We start from the raw sequence: 24,294 nt of genomic DNA, 5'->3' as shown, positions 1-24,294 counted from the left end.
ATGGCCATCATTGTGCAACTGGACCAGATGCTGCTGGACCGCCGCATGTCTCTGACTGAACTCAGCGACCGGGTCGGGGTCACCATCGCCAACCTTTCGATCCTGAAAACGGGAAAGGCGCGTGCCATCCGCTTTTCCACCCTGGACGCCCTGTGTCGCGAGCTGGGCTGCCAGCCCGGACAACTGCTGGCGAACACGTCAGAACCACAGCCACAAGGTGACGGCGAGGATGCGTGACTGACAAATGCCCCGGCCCTCGCGCCGGGGCATTTTTCGTCGATCCGCATACCTCTCGGCACGCCTGTGAACGCCGCCGAAAATAAGTCATCAATTGTTGTCTACGGCTGATGACAACCCGCCCAAGCCGTGCCATACGAAGTCATCAGGTGGTGACCCCGCCGGATTACCGATCCGTATGCATACCGCCAAGGTGCCGCCACGTAGCTATGGCATAGCTTGTTCATCACATCCCGTTACGGTGGGGCTTCGAGGGCCTTGCGGAACGGTTTCATCGATCTGATCTAGTTACTGTTACCAATCCACCGTCCTCCCCGACGAAACGAAATCCAGATGTCCATCACCTTCACTCCTTCCGCTTCCGCTCGTCCGACCCTCTCGGCTGCCCAGATCCGCAATCGCGCGGCGTTCAGGAACCTGACGCTGTGGACCCTGCAGGGCTGGGTGGCGATGTTCTTCGTCGCGGCCGGCTACGCCAAGCTGACCGAGTCGATCTCCAACCTCACGGCCCTGATGAACTGGCCTGCTCTGGTCAGCGAGAACCTGGTTCGTGGGCTCGGCATCGTGGAGATCGTGCTGGCGCTCGGGATGATCGCCCCCTTGGTGTCGTGGAAGCTGGGACGCTGGCCGCTTCTGGTCTCGGCGGTCGGCTTGATCGCGCTTGAAGCCACCATGCTGGCGGTTCACGCCGTCGGTCTGGACATCGGCCTGGCCCTGACCAACGTCGCCCTTCTGGGCATTACGATCCCGGTGCTGCTGGGCCGCCGCGCCCCCCGCTAGATCGGCCGCTGAGCTTCTTCGCCGACCGGCAGCGGTCGGAGCAGACGGTGATGCTGTCCCAGTCGCGCGCCCATTTGGCGCGCCACGTGAAGGGCCGCTGACACACCACGCAGGTCTTTTCTGGCAGATCGCCCTTCCTGGGCGACAGTCCCTTGTTGACGTGTTTGCGCGACATGGATGCCGCTATCGGCGCGTGCCCACCGCTGCGTCAACCTGAAAGCTTCCCTTTACGTCCGCGTCAAGTTATGACGTCGACATGGCGACCGCAGACGACCATCGCACCTATTCGATCCGGCAGCTGTGCCGCGAGTTCGGCGCGACCGCGCGCGCGCTGCGGTTCTATGAGGACAAGGGCCTGCTGACCCCGGCCCGCAAGGGTCAGACCCGGGTCTATGACGCTCGCGACCGCGCCCGTTTGAAGCTGATCCTGCGTGGACGTCGCATCGGTTTCACCCTGACCGAGATCCAGGAGATGCTGGATCTGTACGACCGCAACGACGGCAATACCCATCAGATGGCGATCGCCCTGCGCCGCCACCGCGCCCAGATCGAGGCCCTGAAGCAGCAGCGCGAGGATCTGGACGCCGCCATCCAGATGGCCGAGGAAGCCTGCGCCGCCATGGAAGAGCGGCTGAGTGACCAGCGCCCCGACCTTCTGCCCGGTGCCGAGGAATATGCCCTGGTGCTGCGCGAACACCTCGACCATCCCCATCATCATCCGTTCAAGCTGAGAGCCTGACCCCATGGCCTACAAGGCGCCCGTCCGCGACCTGACCTTCATCCTCAACGAGGTGCTGGAGATCGACCGCTATACGAACCAGCCCGGATTCCAGGACGTGTCGTCCGACCTGGTGCAGCAGGTGCTTGAGGAAGGCGCCAAGTTCGCCGAGGAGGTCATCGCCCCGATCAACCATTCGGGCGACAAGGAAGGCTGCCATTGGGACAACGGCGTCGTCACCGGTCCCAAGGGCTACAAGGAAGCCTATCAGGCCATGGTCGAGGCCGGCTGGCCCGCCCTGTCGGCCGATCCCGCATACGGCGGTCAGGGCATGCCCGCCGTGGTCGGCATGGCGTTCGGCCAGTTCACCGCCGGCGCCTCGGCCGCCTTCTCCATGTATCCGGGCCTGACCGCAGGGGCCTATGCCGGCATCCACGCAAGTGCGTCCGATGAGCTGAAGACCAAATACCTGCCCAAGATGGCCACCGGCGAGTGGGGCGGGACCATGAACCTGACCGAGCCCCAGTGCGGCACCGACCTGGGCATGGTGCGCACCAAGGCCGTCCCGCAGCCCGACGGCACCTACAAGATCACCGGCCAGAAGATCTGGATCTCGGCCGGAGAGCACGACTTCACCGACAACATCATCCACACCGTCCTGGCGCGCGTCGAAGGCGCGCCGTCCGGGATCAAGGGCCTGTCGCTGTTCCTGGTGCCCAAGGTGCTTGTCAACGACGACGGATCCCTGGGTGAGCGCAACAGCCTTCAGTGCGCCGGGCTCGAGCACAAGATGGGCATCCACGGCAACGCGACCTGCGTCATGCAGTACGACGGCGCCACCGGCTGGCTGATCGGCGAGGAAGGCCGGGGCATGAACAACATGTTCGTGGTCATGAACGAGGCGCGCCTGGGCACCGGCCTGCAGGGTCTGGCGATCGGGTCGGCCGCCTATCAGGCCGCCCTGGAGTTCGCCAAGGACCGCATCCAGGGCCGCAGCCTGACCGGGCCGAAGAACCCGGATCAGCAGGCCGACTCGATCATGGTCCACCCCGACGTGCGCCGCATGCTTCTGGAGGCCAAGGCGTTTGTCGAAGGTGGGCAGGCCTTCGTCCTGTGGACCGCGCTGCAAGCCGACCTTGAGAAGTCCGCCGACGAGGCCACCGCGCAGAAGGCCAAGGACTACATGGGCCTGCTGACCCCGGTCCTGAAGGCCTATCTGACCGACAAGGGCTTCCATGTCGCCTCGCTGGGCATGCAGGTGCACGGCGGTTCGGGCTACACCGAGCATTTCCAGGCGTCGCAGTATCTGCGCGATGCCCGGATCACCATGATCTACGAAGGCACCAACGGCATCCAGGCGCTGGATCTGGTGGGGCGCAAGCTGCCGTCCAACGGCGGCCGCGCGATCATGAGCTGGTTCGCCGACATCGACGGCTTCGTCGCCGAGAATGGCGCCGAGGGCCCGATCAAGCCTTTCGTCGATGGCCTGGCAGACGCCAAGAAGAAGCTGCAGGAAGGCACGATGTGGCTGATGCAGAACGGCATGCAGAACCCGGACAACGCCGGTGCCGCCTCCACCGACTACCTGAACCTGTTCGGCCTGACGGCCCTGGCCTATATGTGGGCGCAGATGGCCAAGGCGGCGCAAGGCCGGATCGACGCCGGCTCGGACGATCCCTTCTATGTCACCAAGCTGCAGACCGGCCGGTATTTCGTGGAACGCATCCTGCCCGACGCGCACGGCCACTTGGTCAAGCTGAAGACGGGTGCAGAGGTCCTGATGCAGATGCCGGCGGAGGCATTTTAAGGAATGAAATTGGCCGCCGCTCTAGCAGTCGTCGCGACTCTCGCGGCATGCGGACAAGGTGGCGGCCAGGATTTCGACGCGAATGCCTGGAGAAATCAAACCGATGACCGTCCGGTTCGGACGGCAATGGTCGATGACCTGCTCCGCAGTAATATTCTGCGGGGCAAAACACGGGCTGATGTCATCGCGCTGCTGGGCGACCCCACTCAAACAGACAAATGGACCGACTGGGACCTCGTCTATTGGCTGGGTCCGGAGCGCAGTTACATCGCCGCAATAGATTCCGAGTGGCTGGTCGTGCGGCTCGCCGATGATCGCGTCGTCGAAGCCCGCCTCGTCCGCGACTGACCCCAATCAAATAGAGCTGGAACCCCATGAACGTCATCGACACCCCCTCCCCCGACTTCATGCTGGAAGAGGACATCGTCATGTTTTCCGACAGCGTCGGCAAATGGATCGACGAGCATGCGCCGCCCGAGGCCGTGCAGTCGTGGATCGCCAACTCGTCCGTCCCGCGCGAGCTGTGGAACAAGGCCGGTGAAGCGGGCCTGATGGGCCTGTCGCAGCCCGAGGAATGGGGCGGCATGGGCGGCGATTATCGTCACGAGGTCGTGCTGATGCGTCAGCTGGGCTGGAAGGGCGCGGATCATTTCGGCATCTCGCTGCACAACGCCATCGTCGCCCCCTACATCTGGCACTACGGCACCGAGGAACAGAAGGCGCGCTGGCTGCCGCGTCTGGTCACCGGCGAACTGGTCGGCGCCATCGCCATGACCGAGCCGGGCGCGGGCAGTGACCTGCAAGGGGTCAAGACCACCGCCGTGAAGTCCGGCAACGGCTATGTCATCAACGGCTCCAAGACCTTCATCACCAACGGCCAGCTGGCCAACTTCATCATCGTCGTCGCCAAGACCGACCCCTCAGCCGGGGCCAAGGGCACGTCGCTGATCGTGGTCGAGACCGACGGCGCGGAAGGCTTCGAGCGCGGTCGCAACCTCCACAAGATCGGCATGGAGGGCAACGACACCTCCGAGCTGTTCTTCAACGACGTCCATGTGCCCGCCGACAACATCATCGGTGGCGAAGAGGGTCGCGGCTTCATCCAGCTGATGCAGCAGCTGCCCCAGGAGCGGCTGAACATCGCCGTTCAGGGCATCGCCGCGGCCGAGCGCGGGCTTCAAGAGACCCTGGCCTACGTCAAACAGCGCAAGGCCTTCGGCAAGTCGGTGCTGGAGTTCCAGAACACCCAGTTCAAGCTGGCCGAGGTCAAGACCAAGCTGACCGTCGCCCGCGTCTTCGTCGACCACTGCATCGGCCTGCACCTGAAGGGCCAGCTGGATGCCGTGACCGCCTCCATGGCCAAATACTGGGTCACCGATCTGCAGGGCGAAGTCATCGACGAGATGCTCCAGCTGCACGGCGGCTATGGCTATATGAACGAATATCCGATCGCCCAGTTGTACAAGGACGCCCGGGTGCAGCGGATCTATGGCGGCACGAACGAGATCATGAAGGTGCTGATCGCGCGGTCGTTGTAGGGCGACTGGGCGCTCGTTCGGCGCTGTGATATGGTTTCGTCATGATCGACTACCGTCAGCATATCACCATCGACGCCGGTAAGCGCGGCGGACAGGCGACCGTGCGCGGCATGAGGATCACGGTCGCGGATGTGCTGAGCTGGCTGGCTGAGGGGCTGAGCCATCAGGATATTCTCGACGATTTTCCGGAGTTGAACGAAGACGACATTCGGGCCGTCCTGGCGTTCGCGGCCGACCGTCAACGCCGGACCGTGACCGCCACAGCGTGAAGCTGCTGTTCGACCAGAATCTGAGCCACCGCCTTCCGGCCGCTTTGGATCACGCTTTCCCCGGTTCCAGCCAGGTTCGGCTGCTGGGTCTGGATCGTGCCGACGACCGCGCCATTTGGACCTACGCGGCTGAAAATGACTATTGCATCGTCACTTTGGACTCGGACTTCGCGGACCTTTCCACCCTCCTCGGCGCGCCGCCGAAGGTGGTCCGACTGAAGTGTGGCAACCGCCCGACGTCCTATGTCGAGGAACTTCTGCGCGCTCACGCCTTGCGAATCCTTACGATGGCAGTCGCCGACAACATCGACCTGATCGAGATCGCTTGATCGATGATCCGCCTTTACGTTTCCCAACCCCTCTCGGCCCAAGCCGCCGTCGCTCCGACGCTGGATCAGTCGCGCTATCTGACCCAGGTCATGAGGCTGAAGCTTGGGGATGCTTTGCTGGTCTTCAACGGCCGTGAAGGCGAGTGGCGGTGCGTGATCGCCGAGGTGCTGAAGAAGGGCGTCGTCCTGCGTGCCGAGGACCGGGTCCGCCCCCAGTCCACCGGTCCCGACCTCGAACTGATCGTCGCCGTCGTCAAGAAGTCGCGTGTCGAGACCATCGTGGAGAAGGCTGCCGAACTCGGGGCCGCTCGCGTGCGGCTGGCGATCACCCAGCGCACCAATGTCGAGCACGTCCGGCTCGATCGCCTCGACGCGATCGCCATAGAGGCTGCCGAACAGACGGGGCGGCTGGACGTGCCGATGGTCGACGACCCTCAGAAGCTGTCCGCCATCCTCGACGGCTGGGATCCAGCGCGGCACCTGATGTTCTGCGACGAGACGGGTGGCGCGCCGGTCGCCACGGCGGTCACCCAGCCCGGCCCGTGGGCGATCCTGATCGGGCCGGAGGGCGGCTTCGCGCCCGAGGAGCGCGAGCGGCTGCGGTCCCTGCCCTTCACCACCGCCGTGTCCTTGGGCCCGCGCATCCTGCGGGCGGACACCGCCGCCATCGCCGCCATGACCCTGTGGCAGGCCGCCGTCGGCGACTGGAAGCGATAGCAGCGCCCACACGGAACGGCCTCAAGTCGCGAGCCGCCGCGCGGCGCGCGTCAGGCCCCTTGAGTCATGCCACAATCCCGCCCATCTACCCGCGACACCGATCAAGGCCTCCCGCATGACCGAAACCGCGCCGCTCACCTTCGACGACTTGGTCGGCGTGATGACCAGGGGCATCAAGCCCAAGTCGGAATGGCGTGTGGGGGCCGAGCACGAGAAGTTCGGCTTCGACAAGTCCACGCTGCGCCGCCCGACCTATGAGGGGCCGAACGGCATCCTGGCCATGCTGACGGGCCTGCAGCGCTTCGGCTGGTCGCCGGTCGAGGAGGCGGGCCACGTCATCGCCCTGGAGCGTAAGAACGCCGACGGCTATGCGGCCTCCATCAGCCTGGAGCCCGGCGGGCAGTTCGAACTGTCGGGCGCGCCGCTGGAGACCATCCACGACATCTGTTCCGAGACCGGCCAGCACCTGATGGAGGTGAAGATGGTCGCCGACGAGATCGGCCTCGGATTCCTGGGTGCCGGCTTCGACCCGATGTGGCGGCGCGAGGACGTGCCGGTCATGCCCAAGGGCCGCTACGACATCATGCGGTCCTACATGCCCAAGAAGGGCGGCCTGGGTCTCGACATGATGCTGCGCACCTGCACCATCCAGGCCAACCTGGACTTCGACAGCGAGGCCGACATGGTGGCCAAGTTCAGGACCTCACTGGCGCTTCAGCCGATCGGAACGGCTCTGTTCGCCTGCAGTCCGTTCACGGAGGGTCGGCCGAACGGCTTCCTGTCGGCCCGCGCCAACGTCTGGACCGACACCGATCCCGACCGCACCGGTATGCTGAACTTCGTGTTCCAGGACGGCTTCGGCTTCGAGACCTATGCCAACTATGCGCTGGACGTGCCGATGTATTTCGCCAAGCGCGGCGACCGCTACATCGACGCCTCGGGCCAGTCGTTCCGCGACTTCATGGAGCGCAAACTGCCCGCCCTGCCCGGCGAGTTGCCGACGCTGAAGGACTGGGGCGATCACCTGACAACCCTGTTCCCCGAAGTCCGCCTGAAACAGTATCTGGAGATGCGCGGATCGGACGGCGGACCGTGGAGCCGCATCTGCGCCCTGCCCGCCCTGTGGACCGGCATCTTCTACGACGCGCCGTCGCTCGCCGCTGCGTGGGACCTGTGCAAGGACTGGGACATCGAGGATCACGAGCGTCTGCGCCGCGACGTGACCCGTCTGGGCCTGCGCGCCGAGGTGGCCGGACGCTCGGTGCGCGACATCGCCGTCGATATGGTCGCCATCGCGCGCCAGGGCTTGAAGAACCGCGCGCGCTTCAGCGGCGGCATGGTCGACGAGCGCGGCTATCTGTCGGAACTGGAGGACATCGCCGATACCGGGGTGACCCCGGCCGAACGCCTGCTGGATCTCTATCATGGCGACTGGCAGGGCGACGTCAGCCGGATCTACCGCGATTTCGCTTATTGACAATCTTTGCCATCAGCAGGACGCTCGCTTATGGCCACGATGAACATTTCCCTCCCGGATCAGATGAAGGCCTGGGTCGAAGCGCAGTCCGCCGACGGCAGATATGCCAACTCCAGCGATTATGTCCGCGATCTGATCCGCCGCGAGCAGATCAACGAGGAAAAGATCGCCACCATGCAGCGCCTGATCGATGAAGGTCGGGCGTCCGGCATCAGCGAAAAGACGCCACGACAAATCTTCGAAGAGGTTCGTGCGGAGTTTGAACGGCGCAAGAGCGCAGCGTGAGCTATCGTCTTTCGGCGGACGCCGAAGCCGATTTGGCCGCGATCTTCTGGCACGGACTCGAGAGCGTCGGAGCCCCGCGAACCGAGCGTTACCTGGAAGAGTTGGAGGAGACGTTCGCTCTCCTCGCGCGCTTTCCAGAAGCAGCGCGGTTGAGAACCGAAATCGAGCCCGCCATTCGAGCCTATCCGAAGGACGCCCATATCGTGCTCTACGAGTTCGACGGGGAAGACATCGTCATCGTACGGGTGCGATCCGCCCGGGAAAACTGGGCTTCTCGCCCAATCCGAGACTTCGAATGACCCACCCCATTCATATCGGCATCGGCGGCTGGACCTATGAACCCTGGCGGGGCGTCTTCTATCCGTCCGACCTGACGCAGAAGCGCGAGCTGGAATATGCCTCGCGCGCCCTGACCTCCATCGAAATCAACGGCACCTACTATTCGACCTTCAAGCCGGACAGCTGGATGAAGTGGCGCGACGAGACGCCGGACGGGTTCGTCTTTTCGGTCAAGGCCAGCCGCTACTGCACCAACCGGAAAATCCTGGCCGACATGGGCGAGTCGATGGAACGGTTTCTGGGCCAGGGGATGACGGCGCTGGGCGACAAGTTGGGGCCGATCAACTGGCAGTTCATGGGGACCAAGAAATTCGACGCGGAGGACTTCGAGGGCTTCCTGAAGCTGCTGCCGAAGGCGCGCGACGGCGTTCGACTGCGTCACGCGCTGGAGGTCCGCAATCCGACCTTCGACACGCCCGCTTTCTTCGATCTGGCGGCGAAATATGGCGTCGCCATCGTCTATGCCGAGGACGACGAGGCGCCCGAATGGCCGCGCATCGATCAGCCCACGGCCGACTTCACCTATGCCCGGCTGATGTCCAGCCGCGACGACGAGCCGACCGGCATGACGTCGGCGGAACTGGATGGCGTGGCCGACCGCGCGCGGCGCTGGGCGGAGCGCGGCGAGGTGTTCGCCTATTTCATCGCGGGGGCCAAGGTGCGCAATCCGGCGGCGGCCCAGGCCTTGATCAAAAAGCTGGGCTGAACCGTTGCGGTATCGCGAGCCAGACATCACCTAGGCGAAGCCTTTCAAGGAGCCCCCTCATGCCCATCGCCACCCGCGCCTTCGCCGCGACCACGTCCATGGCGCCCCTGACCCCCTACAACTTTACGCGCCGCGATCCGGGTGCGGACGATGTGGCGATCGACATCAAGTTCGCGGGCATCTGCCACTCCGACCTGCACATCGTGAAGAACGACCTGGGCAACACCGTCTATCCGATCGTGCCAGGCCACGAGATCGCAGGGCTGGTTACGGCCGTCGGCGAGAACGTCACGAAGTTCAAGGTCGGCGACCGTGTCGGCGTCGGCTGCATGGTCGACAGCTGCCGGGTCTGCGGGCCCTGCAAGGCCGGCGACGAGCAATACTGCGTGCCCGGCATGACCGGCACCTATGGCGCGCCTGACAAGCACGCGGACCAGTCCGGCGAAAAGATCACCCAGGGCGGCTACTCCGACAAGATCGTGGTGGATCAAGCCTTCGTCGTCACCATCCCGGATTCCATTCCGCTGGACGCGGCGGCCCCCCTGCTGTGCGCCGGGATCACCACCTATTCGCCGCTGAAGCACTGGGGCATCAAGCCGGGCTCGAAGGTCGCTGTGATCGGCCTGGGCGGTCTGGGACACATGGCGGTCAAGCAAGCCGCGGCCATGGGCGCGGAGGTCACCGTGCTGTCGACCTCGGATCGCAAGAAGGCCGATGCCGAGCGCATGGGGGCCAAACACTTCCTGATCAACTCCGACAAGGACGCGATGAAGGCGGCGGCTGAAAAGTTCGATCTGATCATCAACACCGTCTCCGCCACCCATGAGATCGCCGGCCACCTGCAACTGCTGGCCCACGACGGCACGATGGTCATGCTGGGGCTGACCACGGAGGCCCTGCCGGTCTTCGCCATGCCGCTTCTGTGGCGTCGCCGCTCCGTCGCCGGATCGCTGATCGGCGGTATCCGCGAAACGCAGGAGATGCTGGATTTCTGCGCCGAGCACGGCCTGGCTTCCGACATCGAGGTCATCGCGCCCTCGCAGATCAACGAGGCCTATGCGCGGCTGGAGAAATCCGACGTCCGCTACCGCTTCGTCATCGACATGGCGCAGCTCTAGCGGGGTTCCCGCGCAACCCCGCGCGGGCTAGACCTGTTTGCGAAGAGGCTCCGCGTCAGATGGGGCCGTCAGGGAACAGGATACGCACATGGCTCGAGTGGCACTGGTCACGGGTGGAACCCGCGGGATCGGCAAGGCGATCGCCCAACGGCTGAAGGAGGACGGCATGGCCGTCGCCTGCGGCTATTCCGGCAACGCCGAAGCGGCGGAGGCCACGGCTCGCGAACTGGGCGTCATGGTCGTGAAGGGCAACGTCGGCTCGTATGACGACTGCGCCCGCGCTGTCGCGGATGTCGAGGCCGAGCTGGGGCCGATCGACGTGTTGATCAACAACGCCGGCATCACCCGCGACGGCTTTTTCCACAAGATGAGCGCCGACCAGTGGTCCGATGTGATCCGCGTCAACATGGACAGCGTGTTCAACATGACACGCCAAGTCATCAACGGCATGCGCGACCGGGGGTTCGGCCGTATCGTCAACATCTCCTCGATCAACGGTCAGAAGGGCCAGATCGGCCAGACGAATTATTCTGCCGCCAAGGCCGGAATGATCGGCTTCACCAAGGCCCTGGCGCTTGAAAACGCTAGGAAAGGCGTGACCGTCAACTGTATCGCGCCGGGCTATATCGACACCGAAATGGTGGGGGCGATGGATCAGAAGGTGCTGGACTCCATCATCGCGCAGATTCCAGTCGGACGCCTGGGCAAGGGCGAGGAGATCGCCGACATGGTGTCCTGGCTGTCAGGCGAGCGTGCCGGATATGTCACAGGCTGCACCCTGTCGCTGAACGGCGGTCAATACCTGGTCGGCTGACCGACGGGCTGCCCAAAATCCGCCGCGCCACCGGCGCAACCGTTGGATATGAGTTTGAAGGTCCGGGTCGATACGGCGAAAATGCCGATCGCGTCGACGATGGCGGTCGCCATCGTCGTGGCGGCCTTGTCGAGCCCTACGCTCGCCGTCGGTCAGGTGCGCGGCAACGCCCAGGCCGAGCAGAGCCGGGCCATAGGTGTCCTGCCCACTCGCCGGGGTCTTCCGGCGTCGGGGCGTTATGTCTCCGACGGGGGCGAGGCCTTCATTCTGGACGGCACCGGTGTCCTGCCGCTGTTCCGGTTCGAGCGGCGGCCCGAAACCTGGGTGCTGCGGGCTACCCCGGCACCTCGCGGCGACATCATCTATCGCAACGACGCCGGGTCGCAGATCCTGCGGGTCACGCCCGCCGGAGGGATCACCCTCTATACCACGCGAGCTCCCAATGGAGCGCCGGTCTCGCGAACCGGATCCGCCGAGCCATTGGAGCTGCCCACGTTGGGCCCGATCAGGCTGTTTACCCTGATGAACCAGCGCGGGAGCCTCGTCAGCCAGGCGTTGGGGCGGCTGGTGGTCATCAACCTGTCCGGCGAGCGATCAGAGGCCCTGATGGTCGATGCCCTGATCGTCTCGACCGAGGCCGTCATCCGCATGGCGGCCAGCCCCACCTTCCGCGCCAGCATCGCCACGCTTCGCAGCATCACGCTGGTCGAGGGCAATCGCAGCTCGGTCACCTTCACGCGCGGCGATCTGCGGGTCGTGGTCGATCCCGATGAGGGCCAGGCCGGACGCCCGTCCTCCGCTCGCATCATCCGCGCGGTATCCGGCGGCTGATCAGCCCGTAAAGCTGTCCTTGGCCGCCCTTCGCAGAGCGAACTCGGCCGCGTCGCCCGCCGTCAGGAAGGGGTTGAAGGCCCGCTCCACCGCCATGGTCGTCGGCACGGTCGGCTCGCCCCTCTCCCGCGCCGCGAAGATAGTATCCGCATGGGCGCGCACCTCGGGCCGGTCATCGACGCTCAGGGTGAACCGGGCATTGGCGGCCGTGTACTCGTGCGCGCCATACAGCACCGTCTCGTCGGGCCAGGCCAGCAGGCGGGACAGACTGTCCCACATCTGTTCGGGCGTGCCCTCGAACAGCCGCCCGCAGCCGAGCGGAAACAGGGTGTCGCCGGTGAAGGCGATGCCGTCCTCGACCGACCGGAACACCACATGACCCAGTGTGTGGCCGGGCGTGGCCGTGACGTGCAGGCGGGTCTGTCCGATCGTGACCATATCTCCTTCCTCCACCACGCGGTCCAGCGGCGCGACCTTGCGCACCTCCTCCGGACCCCAGATGTCGCAGCCGGTCTCGGCCTGAAGCCGGGCGTTGCCCTCGGTGTGATCGGGGTGCCAGTGGGTGTTGATGATCCGGTCCAGTCGGCCCCATCCCAGCGAGGCGATGCCGTCCAGGATCACCTGGGCGTCCGGCGTGTCGATCGCCGCGACCGTGCCCGTCGCCTCGTCGCGTGCCAGGAAGGCATAGTTGTCGGTGCGCGCGGCAAACAGGTGAACGGTCAAGGGCATCAGGTCGTCCTTTGTGGTCGGGGCCTCAACGCCATATAGTCCCCCGCATGCGCCGCGCCATCGAGGACCTGCGAACCTTCTACGGCGACCCCATGGGATCGCTGGTTCGCCGCCTTCTGGCCAGGCGGCTGGAGGACGCCTGGGGCGAGGCCAACGGCTGCGACGTGCTGGGCATCGGCTATGCCACCCCCTGGCTGGACGCCTTCGTCGGCGCCCGCCGGGTGATCGCCGCCATGCCGTCGGGACAGGGCGTCGAGCTGTGGCCGGCCGCCGGTCGGAACCGCACGCTGCTGGTCGACGACAAGCGGTTGCCCTTCGCCGCCGGGTCGTTCGACCGGGTGCTGCTGGTGCATGCGCTGGAAGAGGCGGACGATCCGACCCGGTTGCTGACCGAGGCGGTCCGGGCCCTGGCTCCGGCCGGTCGGATCATCCTGGCCGCCGCCGCACGGGGCGGGCTGTGGGCACGAGCCGAGGCCACGCCGTTCGGGCACGGTCGGCCCTTCACACGCGGTCAGCTCGAGCGACTGGTGCGCGCAGCCGGGCTGGAGCCTACGGCATGGTCGCAGACCCTTTATGTCCCGCCGTGGACCCCGCTGCTGGGTCTGGCCGACGGGTTCGAGCAGATCGGCCGCCGGATCGCCCCGGGGTTCGCGGGCGTAATTCTTCTGGAAGCCACGCGGCAGGCCTATGCGCGGGTCCGGCCGACCGGGGTGACCCAGCGGGTCAGGGCCGAGGCACGGGGCCTTCAGCCGCAGCCGGCCACACGCACGCCAAACGCAACCGGGCTGGATGCGGAACGCGAACCGCTTTAAGCGGCATGGGCCATGCACCGCCTGATCCTGATGCGCCATGCCAAGACCGAACGCACTGCTGCGTCCGGTCTCGATCGCGATCGCGCCCTTACCGAGCGCGGGCTCGATGACGCGGTCCTGATGGGTCGCATTCTGGCCGACAAGGGCTTGCGCCCGGACCTGGCGATCGTCTCGTCCGCCACGCGGACGCGCCAGACATGGGACGCGGTCCAGGAAGCCCTTGGCGACGTCGAGGTCCGCATAGAGCCGCGCCTCTACGATGCCTCGACCGACACCATCCGTCGGCTGGTCGAGGACGCGGAGGAACAAGCCGGATGCCTTCTGGTCATGGCGCATAATCCGGGTGTCCACACCCTCGCGCTGGAGTATCTGACGGAAAGCGCCGCTTCGCCCTCGGTTCTGGACCGGATGGCAGGGGGTTTCCCGACTGGCGCGGCCGCAATTTTCGAGGTCGATGTGGCCGGCCGCTGCGCCTACGATGGCTTCATGACGCCCAAGGCCTTCGGCGGTGGAGCGGACGAGTGAGCGATTCGTTGGCCTTCAAGATCATCGACACCGCCGAATGGCGTCGCGCCCTGGCCGAAGGAGTCTATGACGGGTCAGACGTCGATATCGCCGATGGCTTCATCCACCTGTCCACCGCAGAACAGTTGCCCGGCACGGCCGAAAAACACTACGCCGGTCGTACCGGCCTGATGTTGCTCAGCGTCGAGCTGGCGGCGCTGGGTGACACGGTCCTGTGGGAACCGTCGCGCGGCGGAGCCCTGTTTCCGCATATTCATGGACCGCTGCCGACCCGGGCGGTGACGATGGCCAGGGCCTGTTCGGTGTCGCCATCAGGCCAGTTCATCTTCGAGGACGGTGCTGCGTGATCCCCGACCTCGGCGCGGCGGCGCTGCGTCTGCTCGATCCAGAGACCGCGCACGGCCTCGCCATCGCGGCGCTGAAGCATGCGCCGCTGCCAGGAGCCCTGCCTGACGACCCGATCCTGGCCACCCGCATCGCGGGTGTGGATTTGCCGAACCCCGTCGGCCTCGCGGCGGGCCTGGACAAGAATGCGGAGGCGCTGACCGGCCTGTCGCGGCTGGGGTTCGGCTTCGTCGAATGCGGCTCGGTCACGCCACTGGCCCAGGCGGGAAACCCGAAGCCTCGCCTGTTTCGACTGACCCAGGATCGGGCGATCATCAACCGGATGGGCTTCAACAACCAGGGTCTCGACGCCTTCGCCGCTCATCTGCGCAGACGGCCGCCCGCGACGATCGTGGGGGCCAATCTGGGGGCCAACAAGGACACAGAGGATCGAGCCGCCGACTACGTGACCGGACTGCGAGCGCTGAAGGGACTGTCCGACTATTTCACCGTCAACATCTCCTCGCCCAACACTCCCGGGCTGCGCGCGCTGCAGGGTCGCGATGCGCTGGACGATCTGCTGGGCCGCGTCGCCGAGGCGAGGAGCACGCCAGCCCCCGTCTTCCTGAAGATCGCGCCGGACCTGACGGCGGCCGAGATCGCCATGATCGTGGAGGCCGCATTGGCCCACCGCATCGATGCCCTGATCGTGTCCAATACGACGCTCGACCGTCCCGACACCCTGCGCTCGCCGGATCGAGCCCAAACGGGCGGGCTGTCCGGCGAACCCCTGAAAGCCCGCGCCCTGTCCGCGCTACGTGACGCCGCCGCAGCCGCCGCCGGCCGCATTCCCCTGATCGCGGTAGGGGGCATTGCGACGGGTCAGGACGCCTGGGAGCGCATCCAGGCCGGCGCCTCCGCGCTCCAGATCTATTCGGCCCTGATCTATGAAGGGCCGGGGCTGGTGGGACGGATCAAGCGCGACCTCGCGACCCGGCTTCGGGCCGAAGGCTATTCGTCCGTCGCGCAAGCCGTCGGTCGATCGCGTTGACGGAGCGTTAGGCCCGACCTGCCATAGTCACCGGATGCGGGATCAACACCGCCAGTTTTCGGGGGTGCGCATGTCGGAGGCCAGCACGGACACGTCCAGCAACTGGGGCCCCGCGATCCGCAGCCGTCGCCGGGCCCTGCTTCAGCGTCTGGGCATGGGCGCCGCGACCGCCATGATCTTCAGCCCGATGTTCGGCTGGAAATTCAGTGCCCTCTGGGTCACCGGCTATTTCCTCATTCAACTGCTCGAAATGCTGGTGTTCGCGCCCATCACCAGCGGCCACTCCGACCGCATGGGACCCGTGCGCAGCGCGGCCGGTTGGGTCCTGCTGTTTTCCAATGCGGCGGCGTTCGGCAGCCTGTCGATCCCGCTGTGGCTGACGGGTGGCCCCATGGGTGGCGTCTGCGCCGCCATCCTGTGTGCGTCCGGCGCCATCTACGGCACGATCAACTCGCCGGGCTCGCGTGCCGTGCTGGCGGTGACGATCGTGCCGCATTTCCTTTATATGTTCGCCACCCCGTTCTGGATGTCCTGGTACGGTGGCTCGCCGTCCTTCCTCACCGCAGTCTGCGTCGCCTATTGCGTCTTCGGGGCCTACTGCCTGTCGACCTGGAAGAGCATGGACCGCGCGGCCCAGTCCGAGCGTGCGGCACGTTTGGACGCCGATCGTCGACGGGCCGAGGCCGAGGAGGCCATGGCGGGCCGCGCCGCCTTCCTGGCTGCAGTCGGCCACGACCTTCGCACCCCCATCAGCGCCATCATGACCGGTGCCGCCGAGCTCGAGCGGGGAGCCGTCGATGGCACCGCCCGGTCGCAGGCCGCGCTGATCACCGACGCCGGTATCATGATGAAGGCCCTGCTGGACGATCTGCTCGACCACGCCAAGCTGGGCGCGGGCCGGATGACCGTCGAGACGCTCGATTTCAACCTGCGCAGCCTGATCGCGCAGACCGTGATGTTCTGGCAGGGCGAGGCCCGCGCCAAGGGCCTCACCCTCCGCGTCGAGGGGGCCGCCAGCGTGCCTTCCGCCGTGCGCGGCGATCCGATGCGGCTGCGTCAGGTCCTGAACAACCTGATCTCCAACGCCATGAAGTTCACGGTCGAAGGGTCGGTCACCCTGAAGCTCAATGTCTGGGCCGAGGAACCGGCCAACTACGCCGTGTTGATCGAGGTTTCGGACACCGGCCCCGGGATGACGGCCGAGCAGCTGGACCGCCTGTTCACGCCCTTCGACCAGACCGAGGACGGGGTCAGCGCCCGTCACGGCGGCACGGGCCTGGGTCTGTCGATAAGCCGGGACCTGACCCAACTGATGGGCGGGCGTCTGACCGCCCGCAGCCGTCCAGGCGAGGGTGCCGCCTTCACCGTTTCACTGCTGTTGCCGCAGGGCGAAGCCACTGCGATCGCACCGAAGACGCTCAGCGACGAGAGCCGGGGCGACATCGTCCGCAGTCTGGCGCCGCGAATGGCGGGCAGCCGAACGGCACGCGTCGTCGTCGAGACCCCGATCGTGGAGCCGGTCGCGCCGGCGACACCGGACCCCCAGCCTGAAGCCGATGATGCCGTGGAGGACTCCGCCGACCGACCCTTGCGCGTCCTGGTCGTCGATGATCACGACATCAATCGTCGCGCCGTGGAGCTGATCCTGGCACCGCTGGGCTGCGACATCGCCACCGCCGCGGACGGCCTTTTGGCGTTGGCCCAATGCGAGGCGTCCGCCTTCGACGTCATCTTCATGGACGTGCGCATGCCGGAGCTGGACGGGCGCGAGACCACGCGTCGCCTGCGCTCAGGCGGCGGCGTCAATGCCGACGTGCCGGTGATCGCCGTGACCGCCGACACGGCCCCCGACGACATCGCCGCCTGCATGGCGGCCGGCATGACCTATTTCGTCTCCAAGCCCTTGACCCCCGCCGCCTTGCTGGGTGCGCTGAGCCATGTCCTGTCAGAGGCTCAGGACGAGGCGGCCCCGGCCGCAGCCGAGGCCGTCATCGCAGCCTGAATAGCCCGCTCTGGAGCAACGTCGCGAGCGCTGGCGTCCCTTAGATCTGCGCCAGCAGGTGTTCGGCCGAGGACACCTTGAACTCACCCCCTTGCTCGATGTTCAGCTGCTGGACGACGCCGTCCACGACCAGCATCGAATAGCGCTGCGAGCGCTCGCCCATGCCAAAGCCCCGCGCGTCCAGCGTCAGGCCCAGGGTGCGGGTGAAGTCGCCGGAACCATCGGCCAGCATGACGACGTCGTCCTCGGTCAGGCTCTGGCTCTCGGCCCAGGCCTTCATCACGAAGGCGTCGTTGACCGACAGACAGGCGATCACGTCCACGCCCTTGTCCGCCAGAGCTGACTTGTTGTCGACGAAGCCCGGCAGGTGGCGCGCCGAACAGGTCGGGGTGAAAGCGCCGGGCACGGCGAACAGCGCGACCGTCTTTCCTTTGAAGAATTCTTCGGTCTGTACCGGGCGCGGTCCATCGGCGGTCGGGGTCATCAGGACCGCGTGGGGGATGTGTTCGCCGATCTGGATCGTCATGGGCTGGCTCCGGGAGAAGGGGACGGGCGGCGCGCGCGGCACCGATGCCGTCCTCTAGGCGGGACGCGCGGCCTCGCCAAGCGACATCGTGATCCACCCCCGCTTGCGCACAGCCTGCCCGCACCCGATCATCAAGGCATGATCGGTTTCCAATCCCTGGCCGGACGGCTTCTGGTGGCCATGCCCGGCATCGGTGATCCCCGGTTCGAGCACGCGGTCATCCTGGTCTGCGCGCACGGCCCTGACCACGCCATGGGCCTGCGCATCGACAGACCCGCGCCCAGCGTGACCCTCAAAAGCGTGCTGTCCAAGCTGGACGTGGCGGCACCCGACCGCACCGCGTTGACGCCCGTCCTGGTCGGCGGCCCCGTGGAGCGAGAACGCGGCTTCGTGCTGCACACCGATGACTGGACGGTCGATGACAGCTCCTCTCCCATCGTCGAGGGCCTGGCCCTGACCGCGACGCGCGAGGCCCTCGCTGCCATGACCGATCCTATGGTCGGCCCGCGACGGTCGGTGTTGCTGCTCGGCTACGCCGGCTGGGGCGACGGGCAGTTGGAAGAGGAACTGGCCGACAACGTCTGGCTGACCGCCGACGCCGATCTGGACCTGCTGTTCGACATCGACTTCGGCACCAAATGGGCGAGGGCCCTGGCCGGGATCGGCGTCGACGCCGCCCGCCTGTCGAGCCAGAGCGGACGGGCTTAAGCCGAGCGCGCCTTCAGCGGGGCCGCTCCGTCGGACAGGCTTTCGTTCAGATAGACCTCGGCCTCCTGCGCCGGCAGGGCGGGGGCATAGCCGAAGCCCTGGCCGTAGTGGCAGCTGGCGTCCAGCAACAGCTTGGCCAGGATCGCGTTCTCCACCCCTTCGGCGACGACTTCCAGGTTCAGGTCGCGGCCCAGGTTCACGACCGATTTGACGATCTTGGCCGATCCCTCGTCCTTGTTCATCGTCAGCACGAAATACCGGTCGATCTTCAGCGTATCGAATGGCAGGCGCGCCAGATAGCTGAGCGACGAGAACCCCGTGCCGAAATCATCCAGCGCCAGCGAGGCCCCGACATCCTTCAGCTTCTGCAGGATCACGGCGGCGGACGCCGTGTCGCGCATGATGTCGCCCTCGGTGACCTCCAGCTTCAGAGCGCCGCGCGGCAGGCCGGTCTCCTTGATGACGCGGGCCACGTCCTCGACCAGGTTCGGCCGTTCGATCTCGCCGACCGACAGGTTCACCGAACAGAACAGCTTTCCGGCCATGGGGTGGCGCTGCAGCCAGTCGGCCAGTTGCCGGGCCGACTGCGTCATCATCATCAGGCCCAGATCGTTCATCAGGCCCATTTCGTCGGTCAGGCCCAGGAACTCGTCCGGCGGGACCAGGCCGCGCTTGGGGTGACGCCAGCGGGCCAGGGCCTCGAACCCCGCCACGGCCCCGGTGTTCAAGTTCACGATCGGCTGGAAGAACGGTTCAATCTCTCCGCGCACGAAGGCGTTCCGCAGGTCTGCCTCCAGCGCCAGGCGGGACAGGCTGTCGCTTTCCAGCGCCCGACCATAGACGGCGGACCCACCGCGCCCGACCTTCTTGGCCGACCCGACGGCCAGCTCGACCCGGCGCAGCAGTTCAGCGGCGTCCGGCGCATCCGGCCCGCCCTCGCAGGTCACAGAGCCGATGGACACGGTCGGATAGATATCGAAGCCCGCGACACGCAGCGGCTGCTCCAGCGCCTCGCGCAGGCGGTCGGCGGCGTTGCCGATTCCGCGCGGCAGCAGGACGGCGAATTCGTCCTCGCCAATCCGCGCGGGCGCGGCGTCGTTCGAGAAGGCGGCGGCCATGCGCGATCCAAGCGCCGAGATGACCATGTCGGTCCGCTCGTGGCCCAGGGCCTCGTTCAGCCGCCGAAGCCTGTCGATGTCGGCCACCACCAGGTCGTATTCGCCGGTCGCAGTCAGGGTTTCGGCGGCACGATTGAGAAAGGTTCGACGATCCAGCAGGCCGGTCAGGACATCCTTGTCCGACCCGGAAATCTTGGTCTCCATGGCCACCATGCCGGCGGCCCGCAGTCCGTCCTCCAGCCAGACACCGCGCCATAGACAGGTCTCGGACCCCCGCATGCGCAGGCGCACGGCGACTTCGGTGCCCTCCTCCGCCGGTTTCAGGATGCGTTCGGCCAGAGACCGATCCTGCGGCAGGGACAGGGCGATGAATGCGGCCCCCGAGCACTCGGGCGCCAGGGGCCCCAGTCCCAGAGACCGCGTCGCACCGGTGAAACGCATGGAATCGTCGGCCGGGGTCCAGATCCACAGGGCGGAATCGGCGGCGGCCAGCGCCTCGATGGCCGTGGTCGCGTCCCAGGTCATGGTTCGGGATCGCGCGTTCAAGACGGTCACTGTTCCTTCAGGCGTGGCGTCGCACCACGGGGTCGTCGCACACGAGGCCGAACAGAATATGGTCTGCCCATACCCCGTTAATTTTGAGATAAGCCCGGGCCTCGCCTTCCTTTTCGAAACCCGCTTTTTCCAGCACCCGGCGGGAGGCGAGGTTGGTCGGCAGGCAGGAGGCCTCCAACCGATGCAGGCGCGCGGACTGGAAGGCGAACCGGGTCATGGTGCGCACCGCCGCCGTGGCGACGCCCTGCCCAGCGAAGGTCTGCCCGATCCAGTAGCCGAGCGTTCCCGTCTCGGCCACGCCGCGCCGCACGTTGGACAGGGTGATCGCGCCAAACAGCGTCCGCCCCGAGGGATCGAAGATGAAGAAGGGCCAGGCGTGCCCCAGTTCCATTTCGCGCGCATAGACGCCCAGCCGGCGCCGATAGGCCGCCTTGGTCAGGTCGTCGTCGGGCCAGGAGGGCTCCCACGGCTGCAGATAGTCGCGCGAGTGCTCGCGAAGCTCCGACCAGGCCGCATAGTCGCCTGTCCGGGGCGGGCGCAGGAGCACCCCCTGCCCCTCAACCACGGGACCGGTCGCATCCGTCATCCAGTCCAGCAGGGCCATGGCGTAGACGATAGCGCATCATTGCTCCCTCTCCCAGAGGGAGAGGGAAGCTAGCTGGCCACCCGCTCCGCGAACGCCCTGCCCGCGCCCGCAGCCGCCTTCGGCCCCAAGACCGCCGTCGAGGCCAGACCTGACGCCAGCACACGCGCGCCGACCGCCTTCAGATCGTCGGCGGACACGGCTTGCAATCGCGCCACGGTGTCGTCCGACGCGACGGGCTGGCCGAACATCAGGGTCTGGGCGGCATTACGTCCCGCGCGACTGGCCGGGCTCTCGTCCGACATCCACACCCCGCCCCGCAGCACGGCCTTGGCGCGAGACAGCTCGGCGTCCGTCGGGCCCTTGTCGGTCAGGTCGCGGACCTCGTCGGCGCAGACCTGGGCGAGCTCTACTGCACGATCGGCGGCGGCGCCGGCATAGATGCCCAGCATCCCCGTGTCGTCATAGGGCTCATGATAGGCGTCGATGGCATAGGCCAGGCCGCGATCCTCTCGCGCGCTCTGGAACAGGCGCGACGCCATGCCCCCGCCCAGGATCTCGCTGAACAACCGCATCGCGGGCATGGCCGGGTCGTGAACCGGGATGGCCGGCAGCTGGAACACCAGATTGGCCTGTTCGATCTTGCGGGTCAGCGTCGCCACCCCCCCGGTGAAGACGGCCCGCTCCGGCGCATCGGCGGGCATGACGACAGCGGCGCCGAACCAGCGCTCGGCCAATGTCAGCAGCTCGGTCTCGTCCACCGCGCCGGAGACCGCCACCACCATCCGGTCGGGTGAATACAGACGCGCGCGCCAGGCCTCGATCGAGGCGCGATCGACGGGCTTCAGGCTGTCGACCGACCCCAGGATAGGCCGGCCTAGGGGCTGACCGGCGAAGGCCATGGTCTGGGCCATCTCGAAGACGTGGTCGTCGGGGGTGTCGAAGGCCTCGGCGATTTCCTGGGCCACGACATCCTTTTCGCGCTCGATCTCGGCGGGATCCAGCGTCGGGCGAAACACCAGGTCCGACAGCACCTGCATGGCCAGGCCCAGCGATCCGTCCAGCGCCCGCACCTCGAAACTGGTTCGCTCGTATCCGGTGGCGGCGTTGATCGAGCCACCCTCGGCCTCGATCCGTTCGACGATGTCTCGCGCGCCCATGTCGCCCGCGCCCTTGAAGACGAGGTGTTCCAAGAGGTGCGACCAGCCGGACCGGCTCTCGCTCTCCCACCGCGTGCCTCCGCGTACGGCGACGGTCAGGGCCAGGGTCCGCAGGCCCGGCATGGGATCGCAGACAACGCGGACGCCGTTGGACAGGGTATGGATCGTGGCGGTCAGGGAATGTTCCTTTTGCCCTATCGCCCCGCACGCGGTGCGGTGCTGCTTGAGGGCGTCTTTCTGCTTCGGCGGACGAGCACGGCCACATAGAAACCGATCAGCGCCAGCGCCAGCCCGAACCAGGTCATCGCATAGCCGAGGTGGTTGTTCGAAAAGGCCGCCGGCGGGGCCGTCGCGATCAGCGCCGGAAGCTCCGGGTTGGGCGAGCTGAGCGCATAGAGGGTGAACTCCGACGGCGTGGAGGCTCCCAGCGCAGCCGCCATTGCGGTATTGTCGCGCCCGAAGAACCGCCCTTGCGAAGGTGCCGGCACCATCGGTCCCGGCGGCGGGGTGCGGCGCAGCTCGACCACCATGGCCAGGGGCAGGGTCGAGGCCATCACGCGCGGTCGGTCGGTGACGGCATCGGGCAGGAAGCCGCGATCGAGCAGGAAGGTCTGGGTCATCCCTTCTGGCACGCAGGCCGAGACCAGACGCCGACCCGGCTCGCCGTCATGGATGGACTGCAGCTCGACGAAGGGGGCCGTCGGCAGGCCGCGACAGACGACCAGGGCCTTGCGGAACTCGGGATCGGGTGCCGTCAGAACTTCAGCCAGTGGTCCTGGCGCAAGGGCAGCGGCGGCGGCGGCCTGGTCGATCAGGCCTTCCTTCCACTTCAGCCGCTGCACCTGCCAGGTGCCGAGCGCGCAGAGGATCAACACGCAGACGGCGATGAAGGCCGTCAGCAGGATAGGAAACCGGGCGGGTGTCGTCGAAACGTCAGTCATCGCGACCCGCCTGTCCGGCCTTGTTGCGCATCTGCAGGGCGATCATGGCCCCCTTGCCCGGCCGCATCAGCCCCAGCGACAGGATCAGCACCAGCGGCAGGAAGATCACCAGATGGACCCACATCGGCGGCGACCAGGCGATCTCGACGAACAGCGCGGTGAACACCACGATGCCGCCCGCGATCTGCATCACGAAGATGGCCGCCCCGTCGCCCGTGTTCAGCGGGGTGAAATCGAAGCCGCAGACGGTGCAGGTGTCGACGACCTTCAGGAACCCCGAAAACAGCGGGCCCTTGCCGCAGTTGGGGCACCGGCAAAGCAGACCGGCGCGGATCGCATGGATCCGCGCCGGCTGGGTCGCATCGGGTCCGATGGGGCCTTCGGTCAATCCCGGCCTTAGCCGAAGATCACGTAGACGAAGGCGAACAGGAACAGCCAGACCACGTCCACGAAGTGCCAGTACCAGGCCGCCGCCTCGAAGCCGAAATGCTTCTGCGGCGTGAACTGGCCGGCCAGCAGACGTCCCAGGCAGACCGCCAGGAAGATGGTCCCCATGAGGACGTGGAAGCCATGGAAGCCCGTCGCCATGAAGAAGATGTTGCCGTAAAGCTTGGAGTTACCGGCATCGGCGTTGAAGAACTCCTGCGCGTGCAGGATGTGGTTGTATTCGTAGGCCTGGACCATCGTGAAGAAGATGCCCAGCGCCACGGTGATGATCAGACCCATGCGGGCCCCCTTGCGGTCGCCGATCTGAAGCGCGTGGTGCGCCCAGGTGACCGTCGTGCCGCTGAGCAGCAGGATGACGGTGTTCAGCAGCGGCAGCTGCCACGGGTCCAGGGTGTTGATGCCCTTGGGTGGCCACGTCGACCAGGCGGCGGCGGTGTCGGCCCAGTTCCCGATCTCGGGGATGTGAGCGCGCGCCTCGTTGAACACGGCCATCTCGAAGAACATCCAGAAGAAGGCCGCGAAGAACATGACCTCCGACGCGATGAACAGCGTCATGCCGTAACGCAGGCCGATCGACACGACCGGCGTGTGGTCGCCGCGACGGCTTTCCTTGATGACGTCCGCCCACCAGCCGAAAGCGGCATACAGGACGCCCGCCAGACCGGCGAAGAACAGCCACATCGTCCCCTCAGGCATGCCGAGAACGCCCTTCATCCAGGCGACGGCACCGACCATCATCACGGTGGTGGCGAGCGAGGCGATCAGGGGCCAGGGGCTGGGATCGACCAGGTGGTAGTCGTGGTGCGGAGAGGCGTGGGCCATGCGTCTTACGGTCTCTGAATCGTCAG

31 protein-coding genes are annotated in these 24,294 nt (G+C 66.5%); 22 read left to right on the top strand and 9 right to left on the bottom strand.

Features of this window, described 5'->3' with window-relative positions; genetic code table 11:
• Together AC1DW4_RS00375 and AC1DW4_RS00370 are read left to right on the top strand one after the other, a co-directional pair.
• Positions 1 to 237 carry a helix-turn-helix domain-containing protein gene (locus AC1DW4_RS00375; protein ID WP_477015252.1) on the top strand — a complete coding sequence of 79 codons (237 nt, stop codon included), beginning with the start codon at positions 1 to 3 and terminating at the stop codon, positions 235 to 237.
• A gap of 333 nt (positions 238 to 570) precedes the next feature.
• Positions 571 to 1,017 carry a DoxX family protein gene (locus AC1DW4_RS00370; RefSeq protein ID WP_477015251.1) on the top strand — a complete coding sequence of 149 codons (447 nt, stop codon included), beginning with the start codon at positions 571 to 573 and terminating at the stop codon, positions 1,015 to 1,017.
• Here AC1DW4_RS00370 and AC1DW4_RS00365 read toward each other — a convergent pair.
• Positions 977 to 1,192 carry a DUF2256 domain-containing protein gene (locus AC1DW4_RS00365; RefSeq protein WP_477015250.1) on the bottom strand — a complete coding sequence of 72 codons (216 nt, stop codon included), beginning with the start codon at positions 1,190 to 1,192 and terminating at the stop codon, positions 977 to 979. The genes AC1DW4_RS00370 and AC1DW4_RS00365 overlap by 41 nt on opposite strands.
• Positions 1,193 to 1,273: 81 nt before the next feature.
• On the opposite strand from AC1DW4_RS00365, the gene AC1DW4_RS00360 reads away from it, so the two are divergent.
• The 14 genes from AC1DW4_RS00360 (at position 1,274) to AC1DW4_RS00295 (ending at position 11,965) form a co-directional block, all read left to right on the top strand.
• Positions 1,274 to 1,756 (top strand): MerR family transcriptional regulator, encoded by a 483-nt coding sequence (locus tag AC1DW4_RS00360; protein WP_477015249.1) that lies wholly within the window; start codon positions 1,274 to 1,276, stop codon positions 1,754 to 1,756.
• Positions 1,757 to 1,760: 4 nt separating this feature from the next.
• Complete coding sequence (locus AC1DW4_RS00355) at positions 1,761 to 3,542, top strand: acyl-CoA dehydrogenase C-terminal domain-containing protein (protein WP_477015248.1); 1,782 nt, start codon at positions 1,761 to 1,763, stop codon at positions 3,540 to 3,542.
• A 3-nt stretch (positions 3,543 to 3,545) separates the two neighbouring features.
• Positions 3,546 to 3,890, top strand: coding sequence for a hypothetical protein (locus AC1DW4_RS00350; protein ID WP_477015247.1), 345 nt, complete (start codon positions 3,546 to 3,548; stop codon positions 3,888 to 3,890).
• A gap of 26 nt (positions 3,891 to 3,916) precedes the next feature.
• Positions 3,917 to 5,080: an acyl-CoA dehydrogenase family protein gene (locus tag AC1DW4_RS00345; RefSeq protein ID WP_477015246.1), complete on the top strand. Its 1,164-nt coding sequence runs from the start codon at positions 3,917 to 3,919 to the stop codon at positions 5,078 to 5,080.
• A gap of 41 nt (positions 5,081 to 5,121) precedes the next feature.
• Complete coding sequence (locus tag AC1DW4_RS00340; protein ID WP_477015245.1) at positions 5,122 to 5,349, top strand: DUF433 domain-containing protein; 228 nt, start codon at positions 5,122 to 5,124, stop codon at positions 5,347 to 5,349.
• Positions 5,346 to 5,678 carry a DUF5615 family PIN-like protein gene (locus AC1DW4_RS00335; protein WP_477015244.1) on the top strand — a complete coding sequence of 111 codons (333 nt, stop codon included), beginning with the start codon at positions 5,346 to 5,348 and terminating at the stop codon, positions 5,676 to 5,678. The genes AC1DW4_RS00340 and AC1DW4_RS00335 overlap by 4 nt, the downstream gene beginning before the upstream one ends.
• 3 nt (positions 5,679 to 5,681) lie before the next feature.
• A complete protein-coding gene (locus AC1DW4_RS00330) occupies positions 5,682 to 6,395 on the top strand; it encodes a 16S rRNA (uracil(1498)-N(3))-methyltransferase (protein ID WP_477015243.1) in 714 nt (237 codons plus the stop codon).
• 115 nt (positions 6,396 to 6,510) lie between these two features.
• Positions 6,511 to 7,872, top strand: a complete 1,362-nt coding sequence (locus AC1DW4_RS00325; protein ID WP_477015242.1) for a glutamate--cysteine ligase — start codon at positions 6,511 to 6,513, stop codon at positions 7,870 to 7,872.
• 6 nt (positions 7,873 to 7,878) lie between these two features.
• Positions 7,879 to 8,157 (top strand): type II toxin-antitoxin system ParD family antitoxin, encoded by a 279-nt coding sequence (locus AC1DW4_RS00320; RefSeq protein ID WP_477015241.1) that lies wholly within the window; start codon positions 7,879 to 7,881, stop codon positions 8,155 to 8,157.
• Positions 8,154 to 8,456 (top strand): type II toxin-antitoxin system RelE/ParE family toxin, encoded by a 303-nt coding sequence (locus tag AC1DW4_RS00315; protein WP_477015240.1) that lies wholly within the window; start codon positions 8,154 to 8,156, stop codon positions 8,454 to 8,456. Before AC1DW4_RS00320 ends, AC1DW4_RS00315 begins: the two co-directional genes overlap by 4 nt.
• Entirely contained in the window at positions 8,453 to 9,202 is a 750-nt protein-coding gene (locus tag AC1DW4_RS00310) for a DUF72 domain-containing protein (RefSeq protein WP_477015239.1), read from the top strand. The genes AC1DW4_RS00315 and AC1DW4_RS00310 overlap by 4 nt, the downstream gene beginning before the upstream one ends.
• 59 nt (positions 9,203 to 9,261) lie before the next feature.
• Entirely contained in the window at positions 9,262 to 10,320 is a 1,059-nt protein-coding gene (locus tag AC1DW4_RS00305) for an NAD(P)-dependent alcohol dehydrogenase (protein WP_477015238.1), read from the top strand.
• 88 nt (positions 10,321 to 10,408) lie between these two features.
• The gene (gene phbB, locus AC1DW4_RS00300; protein ID WP_209321578.1) at positions 10,409 to 11,134 is read left to right on the top strand and encodes an acetoacetyl-CoA reductase; all 726 of its coding nucleotides are present in this window, start codon (positions 10,409 to 10,411) and stop codon (positions 11,132 to 11,134) included.
• A 54-nt stretch (positions 11,135 to 11,188) separates the two neighbouring features.
• Positions 11,189 to 11,965 (top strand): DUF4908 domain-containing protein, encoded by a 777-nt coding sequence (locus tag AC1DW4_RS00295; RefSeq protein ID WP_477015237.1) that lies wholly within the window; start codon positions 11,189 to 11,191, stop codon positions 11,963 to 11,965.
• On the opposite strand, the gene gloB is transcribed toward AC1DW4_RS00295, so the two are convergent.
• Complete coding sequence (gloB, locus tag AC1DW4_RS00290) at positions 11,966 to 12,694, bottom strand: hydroxyacylglutathione hydrolase (RefSeq protein ID WP_477015236.1); 729 nt, start codon at positions 12,692 to 12,694, stop codon at positions 11,966 to 11,968.
• Between the two features lie 47 nt (positions 12,695 to 12,741).
• Between gloB and AC1DW4_RS00285 the strand changes: the two genes are divergently transcribed.
• The 5 genes from AC1DW4_RS00285 to AC1DW4_RS00265 all read left to right on the top strand — a co-directional run bounded on the left by AC1DW4_RS00285 (position 12,742) and on the right by AC1DW4_RS00265 (position 17,408).
• Positions 12,742 to 13,506, top strand: a complete 765-nt coding sequence (locus tag AC1DW4_RS00285; RefSeq protein ID WP_477015235.1) for a methyltransferase domain-containing protein — start codon at positions 12,742 to 12,744, stop codon at positions 13,504 to 13,506.
• 12 nt (positions 13,507 to 13,518) lie between these two features.
• On the top strand, positions 13,519 to 14,031 hold the full coding sequence (locus AC1DW4_RS00280; protein ID WP_477015234.1) for a SixA phosphatase family protein: 513 nt from the start codon (positions 13,519 to 13,521) through the stop codon (positions 14,029 to 14,031).
• Positions 14,028 to 14,378 carry a DUF952 domain-containing protein gene (locus AC1DW4_RS00275; protein WP_477015233.1) on the top strand — a complete coding sequence of 117 codons (351 nt, stop codon included), beginning with the start codon at positions 14,028 to 14,030 and terminating at the stop codon, positions 14,376 to 14,378. The genes AC1DW4_RS00280 and AC1DW4_RS00275 overlap by 4 nt, the downstream gene beginning before the upstream one ends.
• A complete protein-coding gene (locus AC1DW4_RS00270) occupies positions 14,375 to 15,406 on the top strand; it encodes a quinone-dependent dihydroorotate dehydrogenase (RefSeq protein WP_477015232.1) in 1,032 nt (343 codons plus the stop codon). Before AC1DW4_RS00275 ends, AC1DW4_RS00270 begins: the two co-directional genes overlap by 4 nt.
• A gap of 70 nt (positions 15,407 to 15,476) precedes the next feature.
• The gene (locus AC1DW4_RS00265) at positions 15,477 to 17,408 is read left to right on the top strand and encodes an ATP-binding protein (RefSeq protein WP_477015231.1); all 1,932 of its coding nucleotides are present in this window, start codon (positions 15,477 to 15,479) and stop codon (positions 17,406 to 17,408) included.
• A 40-nt stretch (positions 17,409 to 17,448) separates the two neighbouring features.
• Here the strand turns inward: AC1DW4_RS00265 and AC1DW4_RS00260 are convergent, their stop codons facing one another.
• Entirely contained in the window at positions 17,449 to 17,934 is a 486-nt protein-coding gene (locus tag AC1DW4_RS00260) for a redoxin family protein (protein ID WP_477015230.1), read from the bottom strand.
• A 138-nt stretch (positions 17,935 to 18,072) separates the two neighbouring features.
• Here AC1DW4_RS00260 and AC1DW4_RS00255 point away from each other — a divergent pair, with 138 nt between their 5' ends.
• The gene (locus AC1DW4_RS00255) at positions 18,073 to 18,642 is read left to right on the top strand and encodes a YqgE/AlgH family protein (RefSeq protein WP_477015229.1); all 570 of its coding nucleotides are present in this window, start codon (positions 18,073 to 18,075) and stop codon (positions 18,640 to 18,642) included.
• On the opposite strand, the gene AC1DW4_RS00250 is transcribed toward AC1DW4_RS00255, so the two are convergent.
• The 6 genes from AC1DW4_RS00250 to AC1DW4_RS00225 all read right to left on the bottom strand — a co-directional run bounded on the left by AC1DW4_RS00250 (position 18,639) and on the right by AC1DW4_RS00225 (position 24,268).
• A complete protein-coding gene (locus tag AC1DW4_RS00250; RefSeq protein ID WP_477015228.1) occupies positions 18,639 to 20,285 on the bottom strand; it encodes a putative bifunctional diguanylate cyclase/phosphodiesterase in 1,647 nt (548 codons plus the stop codon). The genes AC1DW4_RS00255 and AC1DW4_RS00250 overlap by 4 nt on opposite strands.
• A 37-nt stretch (positions 20,286 to 20,322) precedes the next feature.
• The gene (locus tag AC1DW4_RS00245) at positions 20,323 to 20,919 is read right to left on the bottom strand and encodes a GNAT family N-acetyltransferase (RefSeq protein WP_477015227.1); all 597 of its coding nucleotides are present in this window, start codon (positions 20,917 to 20,919) and stop codon (positions 20,323 to 20,325) included.
• Positions 20,920 to 20,969: 50 nt separating this feature from the next.
• Entirely contained in the window at positions 20,970 to 22,181 is a 1,212-nt protein-coding gene (locus tag AC1DW4_RS00240; protein WP_477015226.1) for a M16 family metallopeptidase, read from the bottom strand.
• A 71-nt stretch (positions 22,182 to 22,252) separates the two neighbouring features.
• A complete protein-coding gene (locus tag AC1DW4_RS00235; protein ID WP_477015225.1) occupies positions 22,253 to 22,999 on the bottom strand; it encodes an SURF1 family protein in 747 nt (248 codons plus the stop codon).
• Positions 22,992 to 23,387: a DUF983 domain-containing protein gene (locus AC1DW4_RS00230; RefSeq protein WP_477015224.1), complete on the bottom strand. Its 396-nt coding sequence runs from the start codon at positions 23,385 to 23,387 to the stop codon at positions 22,992 to 22,994. Before AC1DW4_RS00230 ends, AC1DW4_RS00235 begins: the two co-directional genes overlap by 8 nt.
• Positions 23,388 to 23,395: 8 nt before the next feature.
• Positions 23,396 to 24,268: a cytochrome c oxidase subunit 3 gene (locus AC1DW4_RS00225; RefSeq protein WP_477015223.1), complete on the bottom strand. Its 873-nt coding sequence runs from the start codon at positions 24,266 to 24,268 to the stop codon at positions 23,396 to 23,398.
• Between the last annotated feature and the right edge of the window lie 26 nt (positions 24,269 to 24,294).

This window comes from Brevundimonas sp. P2_A6 (genome assembly GCF_056404975.1).
Note: the sequence above shows the minus strand (reverse complement) of the source record. Positions and strands in the feature narration are given on the sequence as shown.

Excerpts from the sequence above, each read along its gene's own strand:
- AC1DW4_RS00375 (WP_477015252.1), top strand. The coding sequence starts at position 1 with ATGGCCATCATTGTGCAACTGGACCAGATGCTGCTGGACCGCCGCATG.
- AC1DW4_RS00370 (WP_477015251.1), top strand. The coding sequence starts at position 571 with ATGTCCATCACCTTCACTCCTTCCGCTTCCGCTCGTCCGACCCTCTCG.
- AC1DW4_RS00365 (WP_477015250.1), bottom strand. The coding sequence starts at position 1,192 with ATGTCGCGCAAACACGTCAACAAGGGACTGTCGCCCAGGAAGGGCGAT.
- AC1DW4_RS00360 (WP_477015249.1), top strand. The coding sequence starts at position 1,274 with ATGGCGACCGCAGACGACCATCGCACCTATTCGATCCGGCAGCTGTGC.
- AC1DW4_RS00355 (WP_477015248.1), top strand. The coding sequence starts at position 1,761 with ATGGCCTACAAGGCGCCCGTCCGCGACCTGACCTTCATCCTCAACGAG.
- AC1DW4_RS00350 (WP_477015247.1), top strand. The coding sequence starts at position 3,546 with ATGAAATTGGCCGCCGCTCTAGCAGTCGTCGCGACTCTCGCGGCATGC.
- AC1DW4_RS00345 (WP_477015246.1), top strand. The coding sequence starts at position 3,917 with ATGAACGTCATCGACACCCCCTCCCCCGACTTCATGCTGGAAGAGGAC.
- AC1DW4_RS00340 (WP_477015245.1), top strand. The coding sequence starts at position 5,122 with ATGATCGACTACCGTCAGCATATCACCATCGACGCCGGTAAGCGCGGC.
- AC1DW4_RS00330 (WP_477015243.1), top strand. The coding sequence starts at position 5,682 with ATGATCCGCCTTTACGTTTCCCAACCCCTCTCGGCCCAAGCCGCCGTC.
- AC1DW4_RS00325 (WP_477015242.1), top strand. The coding sequence starts at position 6,511 with ATGACCGAAACCGCGCCGCTCACCTTCGACGACTTGGTCGGCGTGATG.
- AC1DW4_RS00310 (WP_477015239.1), top strand. The coding sequence starts at position 8,453 with ATGACCCACCCCATTCATATCGGCATCGGCGGCTGGACCTATGAACCC.
- AC1DW4_RS00305 (WP_477015238.1), top strand. The coding sequence starts at position 9,262 with ATGCCCATCGCCACCCGCGCCTTCGCCGCGACCACGTCCATGGCGCCC.
- phbB (WP_209321578.1), top strand. The coding sequence starts at position 10,409 with ATGGCTCGAGTGGCACTGGTCACGGGTGGAACCCGCGGGATCGGCAAG.
- gloB (WP_477015236.1), bottom strand. The coding sequence starts at position 12,694 with ATGCCCTTGACCGTTCACCTGTTTGCCGCGCGCACCGACAACTATGCC.
- AC1DW4_RS00285 (WP_477015235.1), top strand. The coding sequence starts at position 12,742 with ATGCGCCGCGCCATCGAGGACCTGCGAACCTTCTACGGCGACCCCATG.
- AC1DW4_RS00280 (WP_477015234.1), top strand. The coding sequence starts at position 13,519 with ATGCACCGCCTGATCCTGATGCGCCATGCCAAGACCGAACGCACTGCT.
- AC1DW4_RS00265 (WP_477015231.1), top strand. The coding sequence starts at position 15,477 with ATGTCGGAGGCCAGCACGGACACGTCCAGCAACTGGGGCCCCGCGATC.
- AC1DW4_RS00260 (WP_477015230.1), bottom strand. The coding sequence starts at position 17,934 with ATGACGATCCAGATCGGCGAACACATCCCCCACGCGGTCCTGATGACC.
- AC1DW4_RS00255 (WP_477015229.1), top strand. The coding sequence starts at position 18,073 with ATGATCGGTTTCCAATCCCTGGCCGGACGGCTTCTGGTGGCCATGCCC.
- AC1DW4_RS00250 (WP_477015228.1), bottom strand. The coding sequence starts at position 20,285 with ATGACCTGGGACGCGACCACGGCCATCGAGGCGCTGGCCGCCGCCGAT.
- AC1DW4_RS00245 (WP_477015227.1), bottom strand. The coding sequence starts at position 20,919 with ATGGCCCTGCTGGACTGGATGACGGATGCGACCGGTCCCGTGGTTGAG.
- AC1DW4_RS00240 (WP_477015226.1), bottom strand. The coding sequence starts at position 22,181 with ATGCCGGGCCTGCGGACCCTGGCCCTGACCGTCGCCGTACGCGGAGGC.
- AC1DW4_RS00235 (WP_477015225.1), bottom strand. The coding sequence starts at position 22,999 with ATGACTGACGTTTCGACGACACCCGCCCGGTTTCCTATCCTGCTGACG.
- AC1DW4_RS00225 (WP_477015223.1), bottom strand. The coding sequence starts at position 24,268 with ATGGCCCACGCCTCTCCGCACCACGACTACCACCTGGTCGATCCCAGC.